Origin of the sequence: Aequorivita sp. CIP111184 (assembly GCF_900489465.1) — a bacterium.
Lineage (GTDB): Bacteria > Bacteroidota > Bacteroidia > Flavobacteriales > Flavobacteriaceae > Aequorivita.
In genome coordinates this window covers 480,859-498,627 of record NZ_UEFQ01000024.1, presented here as the reverse complement: position 1 = coordinate 498,627, position 17,769 = coordinate 480,859, and the positions used below count along the sequence as shown (strand labels likewise).

General features: G+C 36.5%; 18 protein-coding genes and 1 pseudogene. 5 read left to right on the top strand and 14 right to left on the bottom strand.

Annotation, left to right across the window (positions count from 1 at the left end; all coding sequences use genetic code 11):
• Positions 1 to 23: 23 nt before the first annotated feature.
• The gene (locus AEQU1_RS11615; protein WP_181566759.1) at positions 24 to 1,091 is read right to left on the bottom strand and encodes a PorV/PorQ family protein; all 1,068 of its coding nucleotides are present in this window, start codon (positions 1,089 to 1,091) and stop codon (positions 24 to 26) included.
• A 233-nt stretch (positions 1,092 to 1,324) separates the two neighbouring features.
• Between AEQU1_RS11615 and AEQU1_RS11610 the strand changes: the two genes are divergently transcribed.
• Complete coding sequence (locus tag AEQU1_RS11610; protein WP_111881295.1) at positions 1,325 to 2,101, top strand: phosphatidylcholine/phosphatidylserine synthase; 777 nt, start codon at positions 1,325 to 1,327, stop codon at positions 2,099 to 2,101.
• Positions 2,102 to 2,251: 150 nt separating this feature from the next.
• Positions 2,252 to 2,524, top strand: a pseudogene (locus tag AEQU1_RS11605) (GxxExxY protein); the annotation flags it as partial.
• Between the two features lie 146 nt (positions 2,525 to 2,670).
• Here the strand turns inward: AEQU1_RS11605 and lptB are convergent.
• Genes lptB through AEQU1_RS11585 form a run of 4 tightly spaced genes read right to left on the bottom strand, consistent with a single transcriptional unit; the run spans position 2,671 to position 5,689 of the window.
• Entirely contained in the window at positions 2,671 to 3,411 is a 741-nt protein-coding gene (lptB, locus tag AEQU1_RS11600) for an LPS export ABC transporter ATP-binding protein (RefSeq protein ID WP_111881293.1), read from the bottom strand.
• Positions 3,412 to 3,471: 60 nt separating this feature from the next.
• A complete protein-coding gene (locus AEQU1_RS11595) occupies positions 3,472 to 3,825 on the bottom strand; it encodes a carboxymuconolactone decarboxylase family protein (RefSeq protein ID WP_111881292.1) in 354 nt (117 codons plus the stop codon).
• A 56-nt stretch (positions 3,826 to 3,881) separates the two neighbouring features.
• Positions 3,882 to 4,724 (bottom strand): twin-arginine translocase subunit TatC, encoded by an 843-nt coding sequence (tatC, locus tag AEQU1_RS11590; protein ID WP_111881290.1) that lies wholly within the window; start codon positions 4,722 to 4,724, stop codon positions 3,882 to 3,884.
• Positions 4,724 to 5,689, bottom strand: coding sequence for an SIS domain-containing protein (locus AEQU1_RS11585; protein WP_111881288.1), 966 nt, complete (start codon positions 5,687 to 5,689; stop codon positions 4,724 to 4,726). The genes tatC and AEQU1_RS11585 overlap by 1 nt, the downstream gene beginning before the upstream one ends.
• A 164-nt stretch (positions 5,690 to 5,853) precedes the next feature.
• Between AEQU1_RS11585 and recQ the strand changes: the two genes are divergently transcribed.
• Positions 5,854 to 8,085: a DNA helicase RecQ gene (gene recQ / locus AEQU1_RS11580; RefSeq protein WP_408730906.1), complete on the top strand. Its 2,232-nt coding sequence runs from the start codon at positions 5,854 to 5,856 to the stop codon at positions 8,083 to 8,085.
• 80 nt (positions 8,086 to 8,165) lie between these two features.
• On the opposite strand, the gene AEQU1_RS11575 is transcribed toward recQ, so the two are convergent.
• From AEQU1_RS11575 to AEQU1_RS11550, 6 genes are all read right to left on the bottom strand, one after another.
• Positions 8,166 to 8,624 (bottom strand): hypothetical protein, encoded by a 459-nt coding sequence (locus AEQU1_RS11575; RefSeq protein WP_111881287.1) that lies wholly within the window; start codon positions 8,622 to 8,624, stop codon positions 8,166 to 8,168.
• Between the two features lie 21 nt (positions 8,625 to 8,645).
• Positions 8,646 to 9,704, bottom strand: a complete 1,059-nt coding sequence (locus AEQU1_RS11570) for a nucleoid-associated protein (RefSeq protein ID WP_111881285.1) — start codon at positions 9,702 to 9,704, stop codon at positions 8,646 to 8,648.
• A gap of 85 nt (positions 9,705 to 9,789) precedes the next feature.
• Positions 9,790 to 10,305 carry an IS1096 element passenger TnpR family protein gene (locus AEQU1_RS11565; protein WP_111881282.1) on the bottom strand — a complete coding sequence of 172 codons (516 nt, stop codon included), beginning with the start codon at positions 10,303 to 10,305 and terminating at the stop codon, positions 9,790 to 9,792.
• A gap of 74 nt (positions 10,306 to 10,379) precedes the next feature.
• The gene (locus AEQU1_RS11560; RefSeq protein ID WP_111881281.1) at positions 10,380 to 11,393 is read right to left on the bottom strand and encodes a COX15/CtaA family protein; all 1,014 of its coding nucleotides are present in this window, start codon (positions 11,391 to 11,393) and stop codon (positions 10,380 to 10,382) included.
• Positions 11,394 to 11,434: 41 nt separating this feature from the next.
• A complete protein-coding gene (locus AEQU1_RS11555) occupies positions 11,435 to 12,853 on the bottom strand; it encodes a CCA tRNA nucleotidyltransferase (RefSeq protein WP_111881279.1) in 1,419 nt (472 codons plus the stop codon).
• A gap of 4 nt (positions 12,854 to 12,857) precedes the next feature.
• Positions 12,858 to 13,424 carry an L-threonylcarbamoyladenylate synthase gene (locus AEQU1_RS11550; protein ID WP_111881278.1) on the bottom strand — a complete coding sequence of 189 codons (567 nt, stop codon included), beginning with the start codon at positions 13,422 to 13,424 and terminating at the stop codon, positions 12,858 to 12,860.
• 126 nt (positions 13,425 to 13,550) lie between these two features.
• Between AEQU1_RS11550 and AEQU1_RS11545 the strand changes: the two genes are divergently transcribed.
• Complete coding sequence (locus AEQU1_RS11545) at positions 13,551 to 14,336, top strand: glycosyltransferase family 2 protein (protein WP_111881276.1); 786 nt, start codon at positions 13,551 to 13,553, stop codon at positions 14,334 to 14,336.
• Here the strand turns inward: AEQU1_RS11545 and AEQU1_RS11540 are convergent.
• Both AEQU1_RS11540 and AEQU1_RS11535 read right to left on the bottom strand, forming a co-directional pair.
• Positions 14,331 to 15,467, bottom strand: a complete 1,137-nt coding sequence (locus AEQU1_RS11540) for a CDP-glycerol glycerophosphotransferase family protein (protein WP_111881275.1) — start codon at positions 15,465 to 15,467, stop codon at positions 14,331 to 14,333. The genes AEQU1_RS11545 and AEQU1_RS11540 overlap by 6 nt on opposite strands.
• A gap of 6 nt (positions 15,468 to 15,473) precedes the next feature.
• Positions 15,474 to 16,235: a glycosyltransferase family 2 protein gene (locus AEQU1_RS11535; RefSeq protein WP_111881273.1), complete on the bottom strand. Its 762-nt coding sequence runs from the start codon at positions 16,233 to 16,235 to the stop codon at positions 15,474 to 15,476.
• A gap of 59 nt (positions 16,236 to 16,294) precedes the next feature.
• Between AEQU1_RS11535 and AEQU1_RS11530 the strand changes: the two genes are divergently transcribed.
• Positions 16,295 to 16,999, top strand: coding sequence for a polysaccharide deacetylase family protein (locus AEQU1_RS11530; RefSeq protein WP_181566758.1), 705 nt, complete (start codon positions 16,295 to 16,297; stop codon positions 16,997 to 16,999).
• An 11-nt stretch (positions 17,000 to 17,010) separates the two neighbouring features.
• Here AEQU1_RS11530 and AEQU1_RS11525 read toward each other — a convergent pair whose 3' ends face one another.
• Complete coding sequence (locus AEQU1_RS11525) at positions 17,011 to 17,748, bottom strand: glycosyltransferase family 2 protein (protein ID WP_111881271.1); 738 nt, start codon at positions 17,746 to 17,748, stop codon at positions 17,011 to 17,013.
• Positions 17,749 to 17,769 lie beyond the last annotated feature (21 nt).

Below are 17,769 nucleotides of genomic sequence, written 5' to 3'. Positions count from 1 at the left end.
TTTCAGGCTTCAAATTTAGACATTTACCTAAAAATCTCCCAATCCAGTTTCAACGAAAAAACATTGGAATAAAGCGCAGCACTTTGGTCGCCAATATCGGTTAAAGCATAATCAACTTGAATGCCTTTATAACGAAAACCCACGCCAATATTTGGCTGAAAGCCTACTGACTCATTTCCGTCCAACTGTTTTATATTTTGAAAATTGCCAACCCCGCCGCGAACGTAAACCATATCAATATAAGCAAATTCAAGCCCCAATGAAGGTGTGATGCTGGCAAAAGAAGTTGAAATAACATCGTTGGTTTCTGCGAAACGGAAGTTTAAATCCACTTCGGCCAATAACGAAAAGTCGTAATGGTAAACAAATTTTCGAGCCATTCCCAATTGCAACTTCGGAATAGTGATTTCAGTAGTTTCTGGTAATTCTTGGTTTTGACCTTCTACTGCGCCTTGAATTTCAGCAAACTTTTTTTCATCAATACTCCAAGCATTGAAGGTAGTAGTAATATCTCTCGCCATCAGTCCAAACATCCACTTATCACTTCTAAACTGAATGGCTGCATCCAGTCCAAATCCCCAAGAAGATGCAAAGTCGCCTATAACGCGACGTATTACTTTTGCATTAACACCATAGTTTAAGCCATCTAACGGCAGTCTTCTTGCGTATGAAAACGTAAAGCCATAGTCTGCAGTAGAAAATTTGCTGATACGATCATAGGAAATATTTCCTTCGTCGTCTATCAATTGGGTAGTATTCAAAATATCATCTACCCCAAAACGGATTACAGAAAGACCAACGGCACTTCTATCGTCAAGAGGCATTGCAAATGCAGCGTAATCATAGTTCGCAATATTTGCAAAATAAGAGGCGTGCATCAAAGAGATTTGCTTGTCCTCAAGATTCACTAAACCTGCAGGATTCCAATAACCCGAATTTACATCGGAAGAGGAAGCTACCACGGCATTGCTCATTCCGAAGGCTGCGGCATCTACACCAATGTTCATAAATTCGTTGGAATACTTACGTACGGTCTGAGCACTCAGCGTAGCCGAAACAAGTAGTAAAAGGAGTAAAATTTTCTCTTTCAAGCTTAAAAATTTGGACAAATATGGCACTATTTTACAGAATAGTAAACTTTAAATTTATGCACATATTGTGTTTTGATAGCTTTGGACGGAAATACTTTGTTATTTTTACACTGAATCTCAATTTATATTAAGAAAACAGTCTTGTAAAGCGCCTTCTCTTTGAAAGAGAGGTTGGGAGAGAATGTTTTCACTAATAGAGAATCAACTCTAAAATACTTACCGAAGAAATGAATATGACAAAACAAATTCCAAACATCATAACCTCCCTGAACATACTCTGCGGCTGCGTAGCTGTACTTTTTGCCGTTTCAGGCGATTTGATAACCGCTTCCTTTTTTGTTTTTTTAGGAATTTTCTTCGATTTCTTTGATGGCCTTGCTGCGCGATTGCTAAATGCTCAAAGTGAAGTAGGACTTCAACTTGATTCCTTGGCAGATGTTATTACTAGTGGCGTAGCGCCGGGGGTTGTAATGTTTCAAATGTTTAATTTGTCCTATTTCCACCAAATGCAAACCTTAACGGATACTTTTTCTTTGGATGGTTGGAATGTGGGATTCAAAAATTATATGCCTTTAATTGGACTTTTAATTGTAATAGCTTCTGCGTACCGCTTGGCAAAATTTAATGTAGATACGCGACAAACTTCTGGTTTTATTGGTCTTCCAACGCCGGCAAACACACTTCTCATTTTAAGCTTACCCTTAATTTTACAGTTTCAATATTCTGAATTTGCAGAAAGTATAATTTTAAATCAATGGTTTTTGATAGGAATGACTTTATTAAGCTGCATACTTTTGAATGCCGAAATTCCGCTTTTTGCGCTAAAATTTAAAACCTGGGATTTTAAAAGCAACGCCGTTCGCTATGTGTTTTTAATTCTTTGTATTGTGCTTTTAGTATTTCTGAAGTTTTTGGCAATACCTTTTATTATTCTGCTTTATATATTGCTTTCCCTGTTTAACCACAAAGAACACCAAGAAGACACAAAGAGCACAAAGAAATCTCCGTGAACATTTAAATTTGTTTAAATCAGTTTGTTAAATTTAATTGTAATGACTGAAAACCAAATAGCAAATAAGATTATAGGCAGTGTTTAGGAAGTTCATAAGGCACTTGGTCCTGGATTGTTGGAGTCTGCATACCAATAATGTCTTTTTTATAAACTAACAAAGGAAGATTTGTCAGTTGCAAAACAAAAACCTATGCCCCTAATATTTGAAGAAGTAAAATTAGAGGTTGGATATCGAATTGATTTATTAGTTGAAAATAAAGTGGTTATCGAAATAAAAAGCGTGGAAGTATTGAACAATGTTCATTTAGCTCAAACACTTACCTATATGAGGCTCGGTGGTTTTAAGCTTGGGCTACTTATAAATTTTAATGTAAGTTTATTAAAGCACGGTATTAAAAGAGTGATTAATGGAGAGTTGTGAATTAAAAACCATAGTGAACTTTGTGCAACCCTTTTGTCCTTTGTGGTTCAAAAGTCAGGCCCATAAAAACACCCTAAAGCATAAAATAGGTAAGGGCTTAGTGAACTTTGTGCAACCATTGTGTCCTTTGTGGTTAAAAGTTGTTTTCAAAACTCCAACTTCTTCTTACGAAGCTCAAAATTCTGCCCAAGATATACTTTCCGAACCATTTCGTCTGCGGCAAGCTCTTCGGGGATGCCGTGTTTTAGAATACTACCTTCAAACATTAAATAGGTTCTGTCTGTAATTGCCAGCGTTTCCTGTACGTTGTGATCGGTAATAAGAATACCGATATTTTTGTTTTTTAGTTGCGCCACAATACGCTGAATGTCTTCAACCGCCACAGGGTCAACGCCCGCAAAAGGCTCATCGAGAAGGATGAAGTGTGGGTCGGTTGCTAAGGCACGAGCAATCTCGGTTCTACGTCTTTCGCCACCGCTTAAAAGATCACCCCGACTTTTACGGATATGACCTAAACCGAATTCTTCAATAAGCAATTCCATTTTGGCGCGTTGCTCTTTTTTGGAAAGCTTCGTAAGTTGCAAAACGCTTAAAATATTGTCTTCAACACTCAATTTTCTAAAAACCGAAGCCTCCTGTGCCAAATAGCCAATTCCGTTTTGAGCCCGTTTGTACATTGGATATTTGGTGATTTCTGTTCCTTCCAAATAGATATTGCCGCCATTGGGTTTTATCAACCCAACAATCATGTAAAAGGAGGTAGTTTTTCCCGCACCATTCGGCCCGAGCAAACCAACAATTTCACCTTGGTTCACTTCAACGGTAATACCCTTTACAACCTTTCGGCCTTTATAGGATTTCATTAAATTTTCGGCTTTTAGCTTCATTCGGTATTTGTTTCCGTAGATAAAACGATAAATGTACTATATAATTTTCCTAAGAAAAAATTAAGATTCTTGCGCTTCCAATGCTTCCCAGTATTCAAATGCCCTGCGTAAGTGCGGAACAACAATTGTTCCACCAATAAGTAATGAAATACTCATTCCTTCAACCACTTCTTCTTTGGTAAGGCCTAATTTGTGACATTCCTCCAGATGGTACCGCACGCAGTCATCACAGCGAAGTACCAATGAATTGCCTAAACCAAGCAATTCTTTCATCTTCTTTGGAAGTACACCTTCCATATAGGCGTTGGTATCTAAATTAAAAATACGCTTGATGATTTTGTTATTATCGGCAAGCATCTTATCATTCATCTTTTCGCGATAGGCATTGAATTCCTCAACTATATTATTTTTCATCTTTAGTATAAATTGTAAAAGGTTACCTTTTTTTTTGATTTAGAATATTTTCTCTTTTATTGACCTTGTTCTTTTTTTCTTTTTCTCTCTTCCTTTAACTGGTTTCTGATCACGATTTTTGAAATATAGATACTCACTTCATAAAGAATAAGTATTGGGATGGCTACAATTATCTGGCTCACAATATCCGGCGGCGTGATCACTGCAGAAAGGACCAAGACAATAATTAATGCGAATTTTCTATACTTTCTAAGAATTTCTGGTGTTACCAAGCCTATTTTTGTAAGAATATACATTAAAATTGGAAGTTCAAATACAATTCCACAAGCTAATACCGAGGTGCGAACTAGGGAAATATAGCTCTCCAGATCAAACTGGTTTATAACTTCCTCGCTTACTTGATAGTTTCCTAAAAAGTTGATGGACAGTGGTGTAATAAGGTAATACCCAAATAAAACTCCTAAAAAGAAAAGTACCGAAGCAATCGCAATAAAACCACGACTAGACTTGCGTTCTTTTTCTTTTAAACCCGGACTAATAAATCTCCAAAATTCATAAAGAATATAGGGGAAGGCAACAATGATTCCCGCATAAATTGATGTCCACATATGTGCCGAAAACTGTCCGGCCATTGTTCTGCTTTGGATACTAAAGGGCATCTCCTGAAAACAGAAGGTATCTATCCCAAGAGAGCGCGAAATTTCGCAAAACATGGTATAGGTAGGAAATTCTGGTTTTGAAGGACCAAAAATAAGGACGTCAAAAATAAATCGTTTAAAAATAAAAGCCAGAACCGCTACAATTAATACTGCAAGGGTAGAACGCACCAAGTGCCAGCGCAGTTCTTCCAAATGGTCCAAAAAGGACATCTCTTTTTCGGGTGAAGCTTGTTTTTTCATTAAATTATACCTTCTTTGGTAAGGTTATGAATATGAACAACCCCGCTATATTTGCCTTTTTCTTCAGCGAGAATCTGAGTAATGCCGTATTTATCCATCATTTCCATGGCTTCAACAGCCATGGCATTGTTAGCTATTTTTTTCGGATTATGACTCATAATATCCTTTGCGGTAAGGCCTGCAAAGCTATCGGTTTTGGTCAACATACGTCGTAAATCGCCATCAGTAATAATACCTACAATTACATCGTTTTCAACCACCGCAGTTACGCCCAGCATTTTTTCAGAAATTTCAACAATCACTTTTTTAACATCGGTATCGGGGCTTACCTGTGGTTTTTCATTTAGGGAGGTGAGATTGCTTACTCTCAAATATAATTTTTTCCCTAAAGAACCTCCAGGGTGGAATTTAGCAAAATCTTTGCTTGAGAAACCACGAAGGTCTAAAAGGCACATTGCTAAAGCATCACCTATCACCAATTGTGCAGTAGTGCTAGCGGTGGGTGCAAGATTGTTGGGACAGGCTTCTTTTTCAACGTAAGCATTCAAAACAAAATCGGCTTGTTGGCCTAAAAAGGAATCTCGGTTTCCGGTAATTGCTATCAATTTGTTGTCAATAGCTTTTATGAGGGGTACAAGCACCTTTATTTCAGGGGTATTTCCACTTTTTGAAATGCAGATAACGGTATCATTTTCTTGAATGGTACCCAAATCACCATGAATAGCATCAGCTGCGTGCATAAAGATTGAGGGAGTACCCGTAGAGTTCAAAGTGGCAACAATTTTAGTGGCAATGTTTGCACTTTTGCCTATTCCAGTAACAATAACTCTTCCTTTGGAATGGTAAATGTAATCAACTGCTCCCGCAAATTCATCGTCTACTAAGTGAGCGAGATTTGCAATGGCTTTACTTTCAGTTTCTATGGTGTTTTTCGCTACGGAAATAATTCTGTCTTGCTTGTTCAAAATTTTAATGCTTTTGAATGTTTGTAACTGTTTCAGAAATTAGTATATTTAGAATAGAATTTAACTTAATTCGGTAATCTTAATATAGATACTTTTCTTTTAAGATGCAGTCAACTTAATACGGTTGCAAAATTACAATTGTTAATCAGTAAAACAATGTATTGTTGACTAAAACTGAATTGTTCATTAAAAACCCAAGCAGCGTGGCAGAGATTGACATTTACGCAGCCCTGAAAAAATATTTTGGATTCACTCGCTTTAAAGGCCTTCAGGAAGAAGTTGTAAAAAGTATCCTCAACGGTAATAATACATTCGTGGTTATGCCCACTGGCGGTGGAAAATCGCTTTGTTATCAACTTCCCGCACTTATGCAGGAAGGGACGGCAATTGTTGTTTCACCCCTTATTGCACTAATGAAGAATCAAGTGGATGCCTTGCGCTCCCTCTCTTCAGACGAAGGAATTGCACATGTTCTGAACTCTTCTCTTAATAAAACAGAAGTAAAAAGAGTAAAGAGCGATATTGCTAGTGGAATAACAAAATTACTTTACGTAGCTCCTGAATCGCTCACCAAAGAAGAGTACGTGAATTTTCTACAGACACAGAAAATATCATTTATGGCTATAGATGAGGCCCATTGTATTAGCGAATGGGGACATGATTTTAGGCCGGAATACCGAAATCTTAAAAGCATTATTCAACGTATAGGCAACGACATTCCAATTATTGGGCTCACGGCTACAGCAACTCCAAAAGTACAGGAAGATATACTTAAAAACCTCAATATGCAGGATGCCAATACCTTTAAGGCTTCCTTTAACCGTCCTAACCTATATTATGAAATAAGGCCTAAGACTAAAAACGTAGATTCTGACATCATTCGGTTTGTTAAACAGAACGATGGTAAAAGTGGTATTATTTATTGTTTAAGCAGAAAAAGGGTAGAAGGGCTGGCCCAAGCATTACAGGTAAACGGTATAAAAGCGGTACCATATCATGCTGGTCTTGATGGCAAAACTCGGGTAAAACATCAAGATATGTTTTTGATGGAAGACGTGGATGTTGTTGTTGCAACCATTGCTTTTGGAATGGGGATAGATAAACCTGACGTCCGTTTTGTAATTCACAATGATATTCCAAAAAGTATTGAAAGCTATTATCAAGAAACCGGACGTGCAGGAAGAGACGGTGGCGAAGGTCACTGCCTAGCCTTTTACAGTTATAAGGATATTGAAAAGCTAGAGAAATTTATGAGCGGTAAACCAGTTGCCGAACAGGAAATTGGCCATGCACTTTTACAGGAAGTAGTTGGTTTTGCAGAAACTTCTATGTCTCGCAGAAAATTTATCCTTCATTATTTTGGGGAAGAATTTGACAATGAAACTGGCGATGGAGGCATGATGGATGATAATATGCGCTACCCCAAAAAGAAACACGAAGCAAAAGATGACGCAAAGCAAGTTTTGGAAGTAGTTTCCAAAACCAACGAGCAATATAAAAGTAAGGAAATTGTAAATGTTTTAATAGGGAAGGTAAACGCCCTTATTAAATCACACCGCACAGATGTGCAGGAATATTTTGGTTCTGGTATAGATCACGATGCGCCTTATTGGATGGCACTACTTCGCCAACTTTTGGTTGCAGGATATTTAAAGAAAGATATTGAAACATACGGTGTAATTCATTTGACGGATTCGGGAAAGAAATTCATTAAATCGCCCACCTCATTTATGATGACCGAAGACCATTCCTTTAAAGATGCCAATGATGACATTATTGTTACAGCAAGTAAGGGAGGAGATATTGTAGATGAAAATCTTTTCAAGCTATTAAAGGCTGAGCTTAAAAAAGTGGCGCACGATTTAGATCTTCCGCCGTTTGTTATTTTCCAAGAACCTTCTTTGGAAGATATGGCTCTCAAATATCCAGTAACAATGGAAGAACTTTCCAATGTCCATGGAGTGGGTGAGGGGAAAGCAAAAAAATATGGAAAGACTTTCTTGAAACTCATCCAAGATTACGTTGAAGAAAACGAAATAATCCGTCCGGAAGATTTTGTGGTAAAATCTACAGGTACCAACAGTTCACTAAAATTATATATTATTCAAAATGTGGATCGGAAGTTATCCTTACCCGACATTGCAAACGCCAAAGGCCTTGAAATGCCTGAGTTTATAAAGGAAATGGAGGCTATTGTTTACAGCGGAACTAAATTGAATATAAATTATTGGATTGATGAAGTGTTGGATGAAGACCAACAGGAAGAAATCCATGAATATTTCTTAGAAGCAAAATCTGATAAAATAGAGGAAGCCTTAGACGAGTTTGATGGAGATTATGATGAAGAGGAATTACGATTGTACCGTATCAAGTTCATCAGCGAAGTGGGGAATTAATTTCTAGGGAACACTTAATTGCTTTTGGGACAATTGCCATTAGCGGATTACAGTACCTAATCCTGAAAGCTGAAAGTTTTTTATAGCTCCACTAAAACTTCATAAACCCCAGTTTCAGGATTTAGCTCAAAACTTGCGTTTGTAATTTCTAGTTTATTTACTTGCACAAAAGAGCAACAATCTTCTGTTTTTTCTTCTGCATCAACATGTAATGTAAAAATATCGCGATCACCTACTTTCAAAAAATAATTTGCAATATTTGTTTCCCAACCGAATGGACCTAAGTTGATGATGTTTATATCATTTTCAGAGTTGAAGGTGAATTGTACACTACTATTATTGTTGTCCAAATCTAAAACATCAATATCGTTTGGATCAAATGTGCCATTGGTAAATAGATTTTCACCAGTAGCTTTATTTAAAAGTTCAAAATCCAATTCCAATGGTCCGGAATTACAATCCACGTCACATTTATCAACGCTACACGAATTCAAAAGGAAAATTGCAAAAAACAATAAAATAAAACCTTTTGTCTTCATTAAAAAAATAATTAGTAATTGTTAGCTTTTTTCTTCTTTGTTGAAATACACCAAATAATAATACATCTGCTTTTCTTCATCCCAGCCTTTTTCTACAAATTTTTCGGCACTTTCCGGATTGATGAAATCTAGTTTTATCTGAATGTTTGTATCTAGATTTATTACATTTTTTATTTTTTTTCTAGCAGCAGTTACGGCGGTATTTGCAATAGGGAAGGAGGTTAAATCTTCAATACTGTATTTTGGTGCTTTTTCACTTTTGTAATGACGGAATTCAGGTAACAAATCTGGATTGTCAATTACTTCGTTCATAAAAGCAGTTTCCTCAAAATTGTCGTTTTTGGCAAAATGGTTTACAGCACGGTTCATAAACATTACTTCCTGCTTTTTATCTTCGGCAGGTAAAACAACATCTTTCGCAAAATCCTGACAGAATTTTAAATACTTTTTTGTGTAAAAATTATCATCTGCCAAAGCTTCCACTCCTAAAAAGCTTTCCAGCCAATAACGGGCATCGTAACGATTACTGTCAACAGAAAGTATTTTATAGCCTTCCTCTTTTTTTGAATTGAAAATAATACAGCCTTTATCCAATTTATTAAGGCTCACACCGTGTTGCAACATCGCATCCAACTGGTTTCCTTCTTCAGAAAACTGAAGAAAATCCTGCTTCAATTCACTTTTAAAAATTCCGATAGCGTCCATTTTCAAATTGTCCAACTGAACACCTTCTAGATATGCTATATAAACTTCACCACTTTTTATATGAGGATGCTCGGATTGATTGAAAAGATAAGTAGCAATTTTTCTGCTCTCTTCATGGATATCTTGCGGATTGTCAAAAATTTTATTTGCGCTGTTGTACAACTCATGAAACTCCAAATCTGCCTCATGGGAAAAATGAAAATAATTTTCCTCTTTATCTCTAAACGGTTTTAAGAAGAATTCTTTCAGCAAAGGTGTTAGCTCATCGTCCGTTTTATAAGGTTTTTCAGAAAGAAAAATAGCTTCGTTTCTACTTTTGTTACCCACTCGGTGTATGGAAAGGGATTCAATGTGGGTACTGAAAAGGTTTATCATTCTTTAAGTGTGAATTAGTAAGTTTGTGAATAAGTGAATTTGTGAGTCTGTTTTGGCGATCATGAACCATTAACGTTCAATCAAATCAATTCCAATTTTCGTCAAAATCGAGATTGTCGTAATCTTCTGGGTCAAGGTCAAACTCTTCATCAAAATCGTCTTCATCTTCAATAGGTTCTGAAGTGAATTCTTTTTCTGGAGCTTCTTCTGGAATTTGACCGTGGGAATACATTAAATTAGGATATATCTGGCCAGCTTCAGCTTCGGCAATATCGGCAAGCTCCACCATAAACGTCCACATATTCAAAAAATCGTACACATAAAGGAGACGGGTTTTTTCTTTGTTCACAACATCTTCCAAATGGGTTTCGCCCATAATGCGAATACTCCCTGGTTCATCACTAACATCAAAAAGAGAAATTTCCTCGCCTTCTTCCCATAAATCGTTACTCGTGTAAAAAGAAGCCATTTCCTGCCCATCAAAACCGAAGGATTGGGTAATGGCATTATGAAAATCTTCCAATGTGGCTGAAGCTTCTATTTCTAAGTCGCGGAAAACGTCTTCGTGAGTGTCGAGGATTATTCTGAAACGGTAAATCATTTTAAAAAATTTTAGTTTGCAAAGTTACAATTTTATACCTCTTTTTAGGTCTTGAAATTTTTGTTTTTTCAGTATTATTTGCTGAATCTATGTAAAACAAAAGTCATTGCGGCAAGCAGGAAAAATGCGGTTACTTGATGCAAAACTCCCAAAACTACGGGCACTTGCAGTATAAGCGTGAAAACGCCTAAAGTGAACTGTACCAAAACCAAAAGCAATAATACATTTATTCCGTTTTTCTGTGGTAAGGTGAGCTGTAATTTTCGAGTTTTGTACCATATAAAGAAAATGATTCCCACTACAGCATAAGCCATATATCTGTGAACAAACTGAACACCACTTTTGCCTTCCACAAAATTTTTCCACACCGGGACTTGCTCCGTTGTAACGGTTTCGTGCATCCATTCACCATCATTCATTAGTGGCCAATGGTTATGAATCCAACCGGCATCAAGCCCTGCCACAAAAGCACCCCAAATAATTTGGATGAGCAGGACTGCCATTCCAAAGCGGATGATGTTTCGGATGTGTTTATTTATTTCTTTTTTTACAGGATAGATTAAATCCATCGCCACCCAAAAGGTATAAGAGAAAGTTATAAATGCTGTGGTTAAGTGCATTGCGAGCCGATAGTGACTCACATCGGGTCTGTCTACCAAGCCGCTTTTAACCATATACCAGCCCAAAAATCCTTGAAATGCACCTAGGCACATTAAAATTATAGCTTTTTTTATGGTGGGTTTAGTGAGTTGTTTTTTCAGTAAAAAATATAAAAAAGGAATGATGAAAACAACGCCCAAAAGTCTGCCCAACAGGCGGTGAAACCACTCCCAGAAATAAATATCCTTAAAATCCTTTAAACTGAAATGATTGTTCAGTTTTTGGTATTCGGGAAATTGTTTGTAATGATCAAATTCCGCAATCCACTGTGCTTCATTTAAAGGCGGCAGCGTACCTGAAATAAGTTTATAACTGGAAATTGATAACCCAGAATGGGTAAGCCGCGTGATACCACCTACTACCACCATCACAAAAATCATGAAACATCCTGTGAGGAGCCAATAGATTACTTTTTTGTTGTCTTTCACTGTTGATACAATTATTTTTTACTGAACACTGCTACTGCTTATTATTTAATTGACTTAAGTCCAATGGCCGCTCCTTTCGTCAACATAAACTCTTTTGCGGCTTCATATTCATTGGGAATTTCGCCTTCAAGGATTGCTTCTTTTATGGCGTCTTTTATAATACCAATTTCGCGAGATGGTTTTAAGTTGAAGGTTTCCATAATCTCTTCGCCGGTTACTGGCGGCTGAAAGTTTCGAACTTGATCGCGTTCTTCCACTTCCACAATTTTATCGCGCACCAATTGGAAATTAGCGTGATATTTCTTAAACTTTTTTGGATTTTTGGTTGTAATATCAGCTTCACAAAGCGTCATTAGATCTTCCACATTTTCACCCGCGTCAAAAATCAATCGGCGTACGGCACTATCAGTTACATCGCTCGCCAAAACAATAGGACGGGAGCTCATTAAAACCATTTTTTGGACGAACTTCATCTTTTCGTTCAGTGGCATTTTCAAGCGTTTGAAAAGCTTATAAACCATTTTTGCACCCACAAATTCGTGCGTGTGAAAGGTCCAGCCCAGTTTTTTGTCAAATCGTTTCGTCGGTGCTTTTCCTATATCGTGTAGTAATGCTGCCCAGCGTAGCCATAGATCGTCTGTTGCTTTTGAAATATTATCAACAACTTCTAGTGTGTGCCAAAAATTGTCTTTATGCGTTTGACCTTCTTTTTCGTCAATGCCTTGCAGTGCTACCAATTCTGGTAAAATAAAAGGGAGTAATCCCGTTTTGTGCAAAAGACCGAATCCTTTTGAAGGAACTTCTGAAAGCAAAATTTTGTTCAACTCGTCTACAATACGTTCTTTGGAGATGATTTTAATGCGTTCAGCATTTCTGGTAATTGCTTGCAAAGAATCCTTTTCAATTATAAAATCCAATTGCGATGCAAAACGAATGGCACGAAGCATACGCAATGGATCGTCACTATAGGTAATGTCTGGATCGAGCGGTGTTCTGATTATCTTTTTCTGAAGATCTTCAATACCGTTGAAGGGATCGAGCAACTCTCCAAAATTGTTATCACTCAAGTTAAGGGCTAAAGCGTTTATTGTAAAATCACGGCGGTTTTGGTCGTCTTCTAAAGTACCGTTTTCAACTGCAGGATTTCGGCTTTCCTCAGAGTAGGATTCTTTTCGAGCCCCAACAAATTCCAGTTCTATTCCTCCACTTTTAAGCATTGCGGTGCCGTAGGTTTTGAAGACTGAAACCTTTGGTTTTCCGGGTAATAATTTTGAAACTTCCTCAGCTAAATCTATTCCGCTTCCAACGGCAACTATGTCTATATCTTTTGCTTCGCCTCGTTTCAATAGAAAATCGCGAACGTAACCGCCAATTACATAGCTTTCCATATTTAGATTTTTGGAAGCTTTTGAGATAGTTCTAAAAACGGGATTTTGAAGTGCTGTTGGGTATTGTGGCATTTTTTTATTGTCGAATTACCCTTACCGAACCATCATTTTTCAACTTAATAATGGCAGAGGGTTTTCCTGATTTTTTTTCCTGATGCAAATTTACAACATAGTCCACTCCTTCCAAAATTAAAGGGTCTATTTCGGCAAAGCTTTGTGGAGTTTTTGCACTGCTGAAATTTGCAGATGTTGAAACTATAGGTTTTCTGAATTTTTGAATTAGTTTCTTGCAGAATGCATCTTTGGTTACACGAATGGCCAATGAATTGTCTTCGGCAATAAGGTTTTCTGCCACATGAAGCGGGCGATCATAAATTATTGTAGTGGGTTTTTTAGCATACTTCAAAATATCGTAGGCTACTTCTGGCACATTTTCAATATACTGGTTGAGCATTTTAAAATCGCTCACCAAGCAAATCATAGATTTACTTTCGGCGCGTTTTTTTAGTTGAAAAACTTTTTCAATCGCTTGATAGTTTGTGGCGTCACAGCCTATTCCCCATACGGTATCTGTTGGATAAAGTATTATTCCTCCTCGTTTAAGGATGGTTACCAGATTTTTTATTTCGTCTTCTTGTGTCATACGGCTTCACGTTTAAAAGTGCAAAGTACTTCAAAAAACACTTAAAATCCTTGACGAATTCAATTAAACTTTATTGCAAAAGCTGGTTATATTAATTGGCTATATTTGAGGAAAATTTAGCTTATAATGAAAACTTCATTGTTAATTTCAACCTATAATTGGCCCGAAGCGCTGGGCTTAGTGCTAAAAAGTGCCGAAAGGCAAAGTGTTCAGCCATTTGAAATACTTATCGCTGATGATGGTTCAAAGGAAGAAACTAAAAAATTGATTGAAAATTTTAAAATGAAAACGCTCATCAAAGTTGTTCATGTATGGCATGAGGATAAAGGTTTTAGAAGATCAAAAATCTTAAATAAAGCAATTGCGGTTGCTGCGGGCGATTATATTGTGCAGATTGACGGGGATTGTATAATGCATTCAGATTTTGTGAAGGATCATCAAAAAATGGCAGAAAATAATCAGTTTCTTTTTGGGAGTCGCGTAAACATCCAACAAGGTTTTTTAAAAGAGCTTTTTGAAAGGGGAACCATAAATTTCGGTTTTTATTCAAAAGGCATAAAAAAACGCACACGGGCGATGCGGATCCCGATTTTAAGTAGTACTTATAAAGCCAGCAATGAGCTTTCCACAAAGTTGCGCGGCTGCAATCTATCATTCTGGAAAAAAGATTTTATAGCTATTAACGGCTATAATGAAGATTTTGAAGGGTGGGGCAGGGAAGATTCTGAAATGGTTATTCGCCTATTGAACTCTGGTGTAATGGGGAAACGCTTGCGGTACCGCGGTATTATTTATCACATTTGGCATTTGGTTAAAGACCAAAGCCGTTTTGAGATTAACGATTCCTTGCAGTTACAAACACAGAAAAACAAAGTGAAACGTTGTGAGAATGGAATTACTAAATATTTATAGACTTCTGTCCAAATATTCAGTTATCGCAGTAGCAGCAAGTTGTGAAGCAGTAGATCCTTCCTCAATATGAAAATTCTCTGAGTTCATTTTTTGCTGAATCTCTCTGTATTTTTTATTAAATTGTTTCGGGGCTTTTTTAAGCGCTTTTGGCAACTTGCCCACTTTTTTGATTATTTTTCCGCAACTCCAAAAACGATAATTTATGTCGCCTTTAAACTTCACCTTTTTAGGATTGAGAAATATGCAGGGTCTTGGATTTATTATAAATTCAAATACTTGGCTGGATACATCGCCCAGATAAATATCAGCTTCGTTCACATAGGCCATATTCACGCTTTTTTCACTGCCCAAGTCAATATGTATATTTTTTGCAGTAAAATATTTTTCGGGAACTGTAGAATTATTGTCAACCCCAAGTTTATTGAAAAGGTTGATGTGTGGTGCGAAGATAAGGTTGTATTTTTTTGAATTATAAAAGAATTCCAGAATTTCCAAACCTATTAAAGGCCACGAAGAAAGTGCGGGCTCAAAATGCGGATTGTAAATTACTGTTGTTTTTTCATCAGAAAATATAGGCTCAATATTCGATTTTTCTATTACGTCTAACTTGGGAAATCCGGCAACGGCCCAATTCTTTGATAATAATTTTTTTTCCTCCATTTGTTCAACGTGAAAATTGCCATATAACAATTGAAAATCAAAATCAAGAAGCTCTTTATTATAGCTATATCCTCTTCCGGGCAATCCGTGCGGAACTTTAATAAACTTAGGTTTATTTCTTTGGCCGCGGGCTTCCAATAAATAATGGTGAAAATAATCCGTGAAAATAACGGCATCAAAATTATTGAGTATATAATTTTGGTGTTTCTTCACCCAAAACCCTTTACGCGGCAGTTTTCTATTTTTTAACTTGTCGGTAAAGGCTCTAAAAAGTGAGGTTTGTAGTTTTTCTACAATTACATTTTCGCCATTGAGATTTTTTAAGGTTTTATAAAGAAACTCCTGTTTTCCGGGATGGGTGAGTAAATGAACTTCATTGTTTTTTGAAAGCTCTACGGCAATACTTGTAAAATGGTAAATATGATGGATTTCATCCAGAAAGATGATTGCTATTTTGTGGTTTCCCTTCATATATTTTCAATTCAATTTTTTGTGCAAAAGCCAAAGATTCACATATCTCTTAAACACGGAAAAAGCGCTCACATACGCCAAAATGAACCCTTCTTTCCCGTCTAAAATACCCAAACGGAAAATAAATTGGTTCCAAAATCTGTAAAAAGGTCTGAACAAAAAATGATAATAATTAGGCCTCTTTCCTTTTTTGAAAAGCATTTCCGCTTGCAACGCACTGTATTGATGCATTTTTGCGGTATAATCATCAAAAGATTTATAAGTATGATGTGGTAGACTGTTTTTTAAATTTTCGGTTTTTCCGTCAGTTTCCAAAGTTTCGTGAACTAAATTTGCATTATATAGACAATACTTTTTGTTGAAAAAACGCACAATATAATCATTCTGCAAGCCACTGTATTTTATACGCTTGCCCATAAAATAAAAGTCTCTTTTTACTAAATACGCAACAGCAGTTGGGTTTTTAAAGGTTTCCAAAATTTCGTTTGCGAGTTCGGGTGTTATTTCCTCATCCAAATCAAAGAAAGTGACCCAATCATTTTTCGCTTTTGAAATGGCGAAATTCTTTTGTGCTGAAAAATTGTCAAAAACGCGTTGATGCACCTTAACTTTTTCGTGCCTTGAAGCTAAAGCCACCGTTTCATCGTTACTGAATGAATCAACAACCACAATTTCATCTGCAAACCAAAGGCTTTTAATATAGCCTTCAATATTGTGCGCCTCGTTGAGGGTAATGGCAAGAGCGGTAATTTTTACAGGGTTTTCCAAAAACAGCTTGTAGTTTGTGTAAAAGTAATAATTTTACAGCTATAAACTCGAAAACCGTTATGGCGAAACTTCCTATTTTAATGTACCACCACGTTACCGTTAAAGAGGGAAAGGGTTTAACTATTTCTACCAAAAACCTTGAAAAACAATTTAAGTATTTATCCGATAACGATTACAGAACCTATCATTTTAAGGAGTTGCAAGAATTAAAAATCTTGCCCAACGCAAAAAATATAGTCATCACTTTTGATGATGGCTATGTAAGCCAACTGGAATTGGCACTTCCTTTGCTGAAAAAATACAAGCTGAAAGCTACTTTTTTTGTGCCATTGGACTTTTTGGGAAAAACCGACAGTTGGAATACTTCTTTGTTGGAAATAATGACTTCCGATCAATTGAAATTAATCGATCCAAAAATTGTGGAGCTCGGTTTTCATTCCTTTTACCATAAAAAATACACCGATCTTTCCAATGCCGAAATTGAAGCAGATACTAGACGTTGTTTGGAATTTGTTTCTGAAAATGAGTTGAATTTTTCACCTGTTTTGGCGTATCCTTTTGGGAAGTTTCCGAAAGAGAAAAGAAGTAATGAAATTTTTAAAAAAAATCTTTCGCAAAATGGAATTCAATTTGGAGCGCGCATTGGCAACCGAATAAATCATTTTCCATTTAAAAAACCTTTTGAAATAGAACGAATAGACGTGAAAGGAGAATTTTCAATGCTAAAGTTTCGGCAGAAAATTAGGTTTGGGAAGATTTTTTAATCAGTCAATAATCAACGAATTCCTTTCTGCAAAAGCATCAGTTTCACATATCTTGAAAAAACACCATAGGCATTTATTGCTGCAATTGTTAATCCGGGAACTCCATCTTTATAGCTTCCACGAATAATGTAAGATTTTATAAAGCGGAAAGTGGGTTTAATTAAAAGATGTCCCCACGTAACTTTTTTTCCTTTTGCAAAAAGTTGTTCCGCTTGAAACCATGCATACGATTCTTTTTTTGATATGTAATTTTGCAGTCCTTTGTAGGTGTAGTGCTCAACCATAGCTTTCAACTTGCCTATAGAACCTGTACAATTTAGTTTTTCGTGGACAAGCCCAGTAAAATTTGCGCCTTCACGTTTTACTAAGCGTAAAACATCATCGCTATGATGATACAGAAAGCGATCCATAAAATAGTGGGGGAAATTTAGTTTATAACCATCGTGCTTTGGGTGCTGTAAGGTTGTAAGGATTTCGGCCTTTAATTTTTGCGGAATTCTTTCATCGGCATCCAAAAAAAGCACCCAATCTCCAGTGGCTTCTTTTAATGCGAAATTTTTCTGGTTGGAAAAATTGTCAAACTTGCGTTGCAGAAATTTGGTAGCATATTTTTTGGAAATCTCTGGAGTTTTGTCGGTGCTGAAGGAATCCACCACAATAATCTCATCAGCAAAAGAAATACTTTTAAGTGCTTCTTCTACAAAAGCTTCTTCATTGAAAGTGGGAATTATTACCGAAAGATTTACCATATTCGCAAAATTAGCAAATAA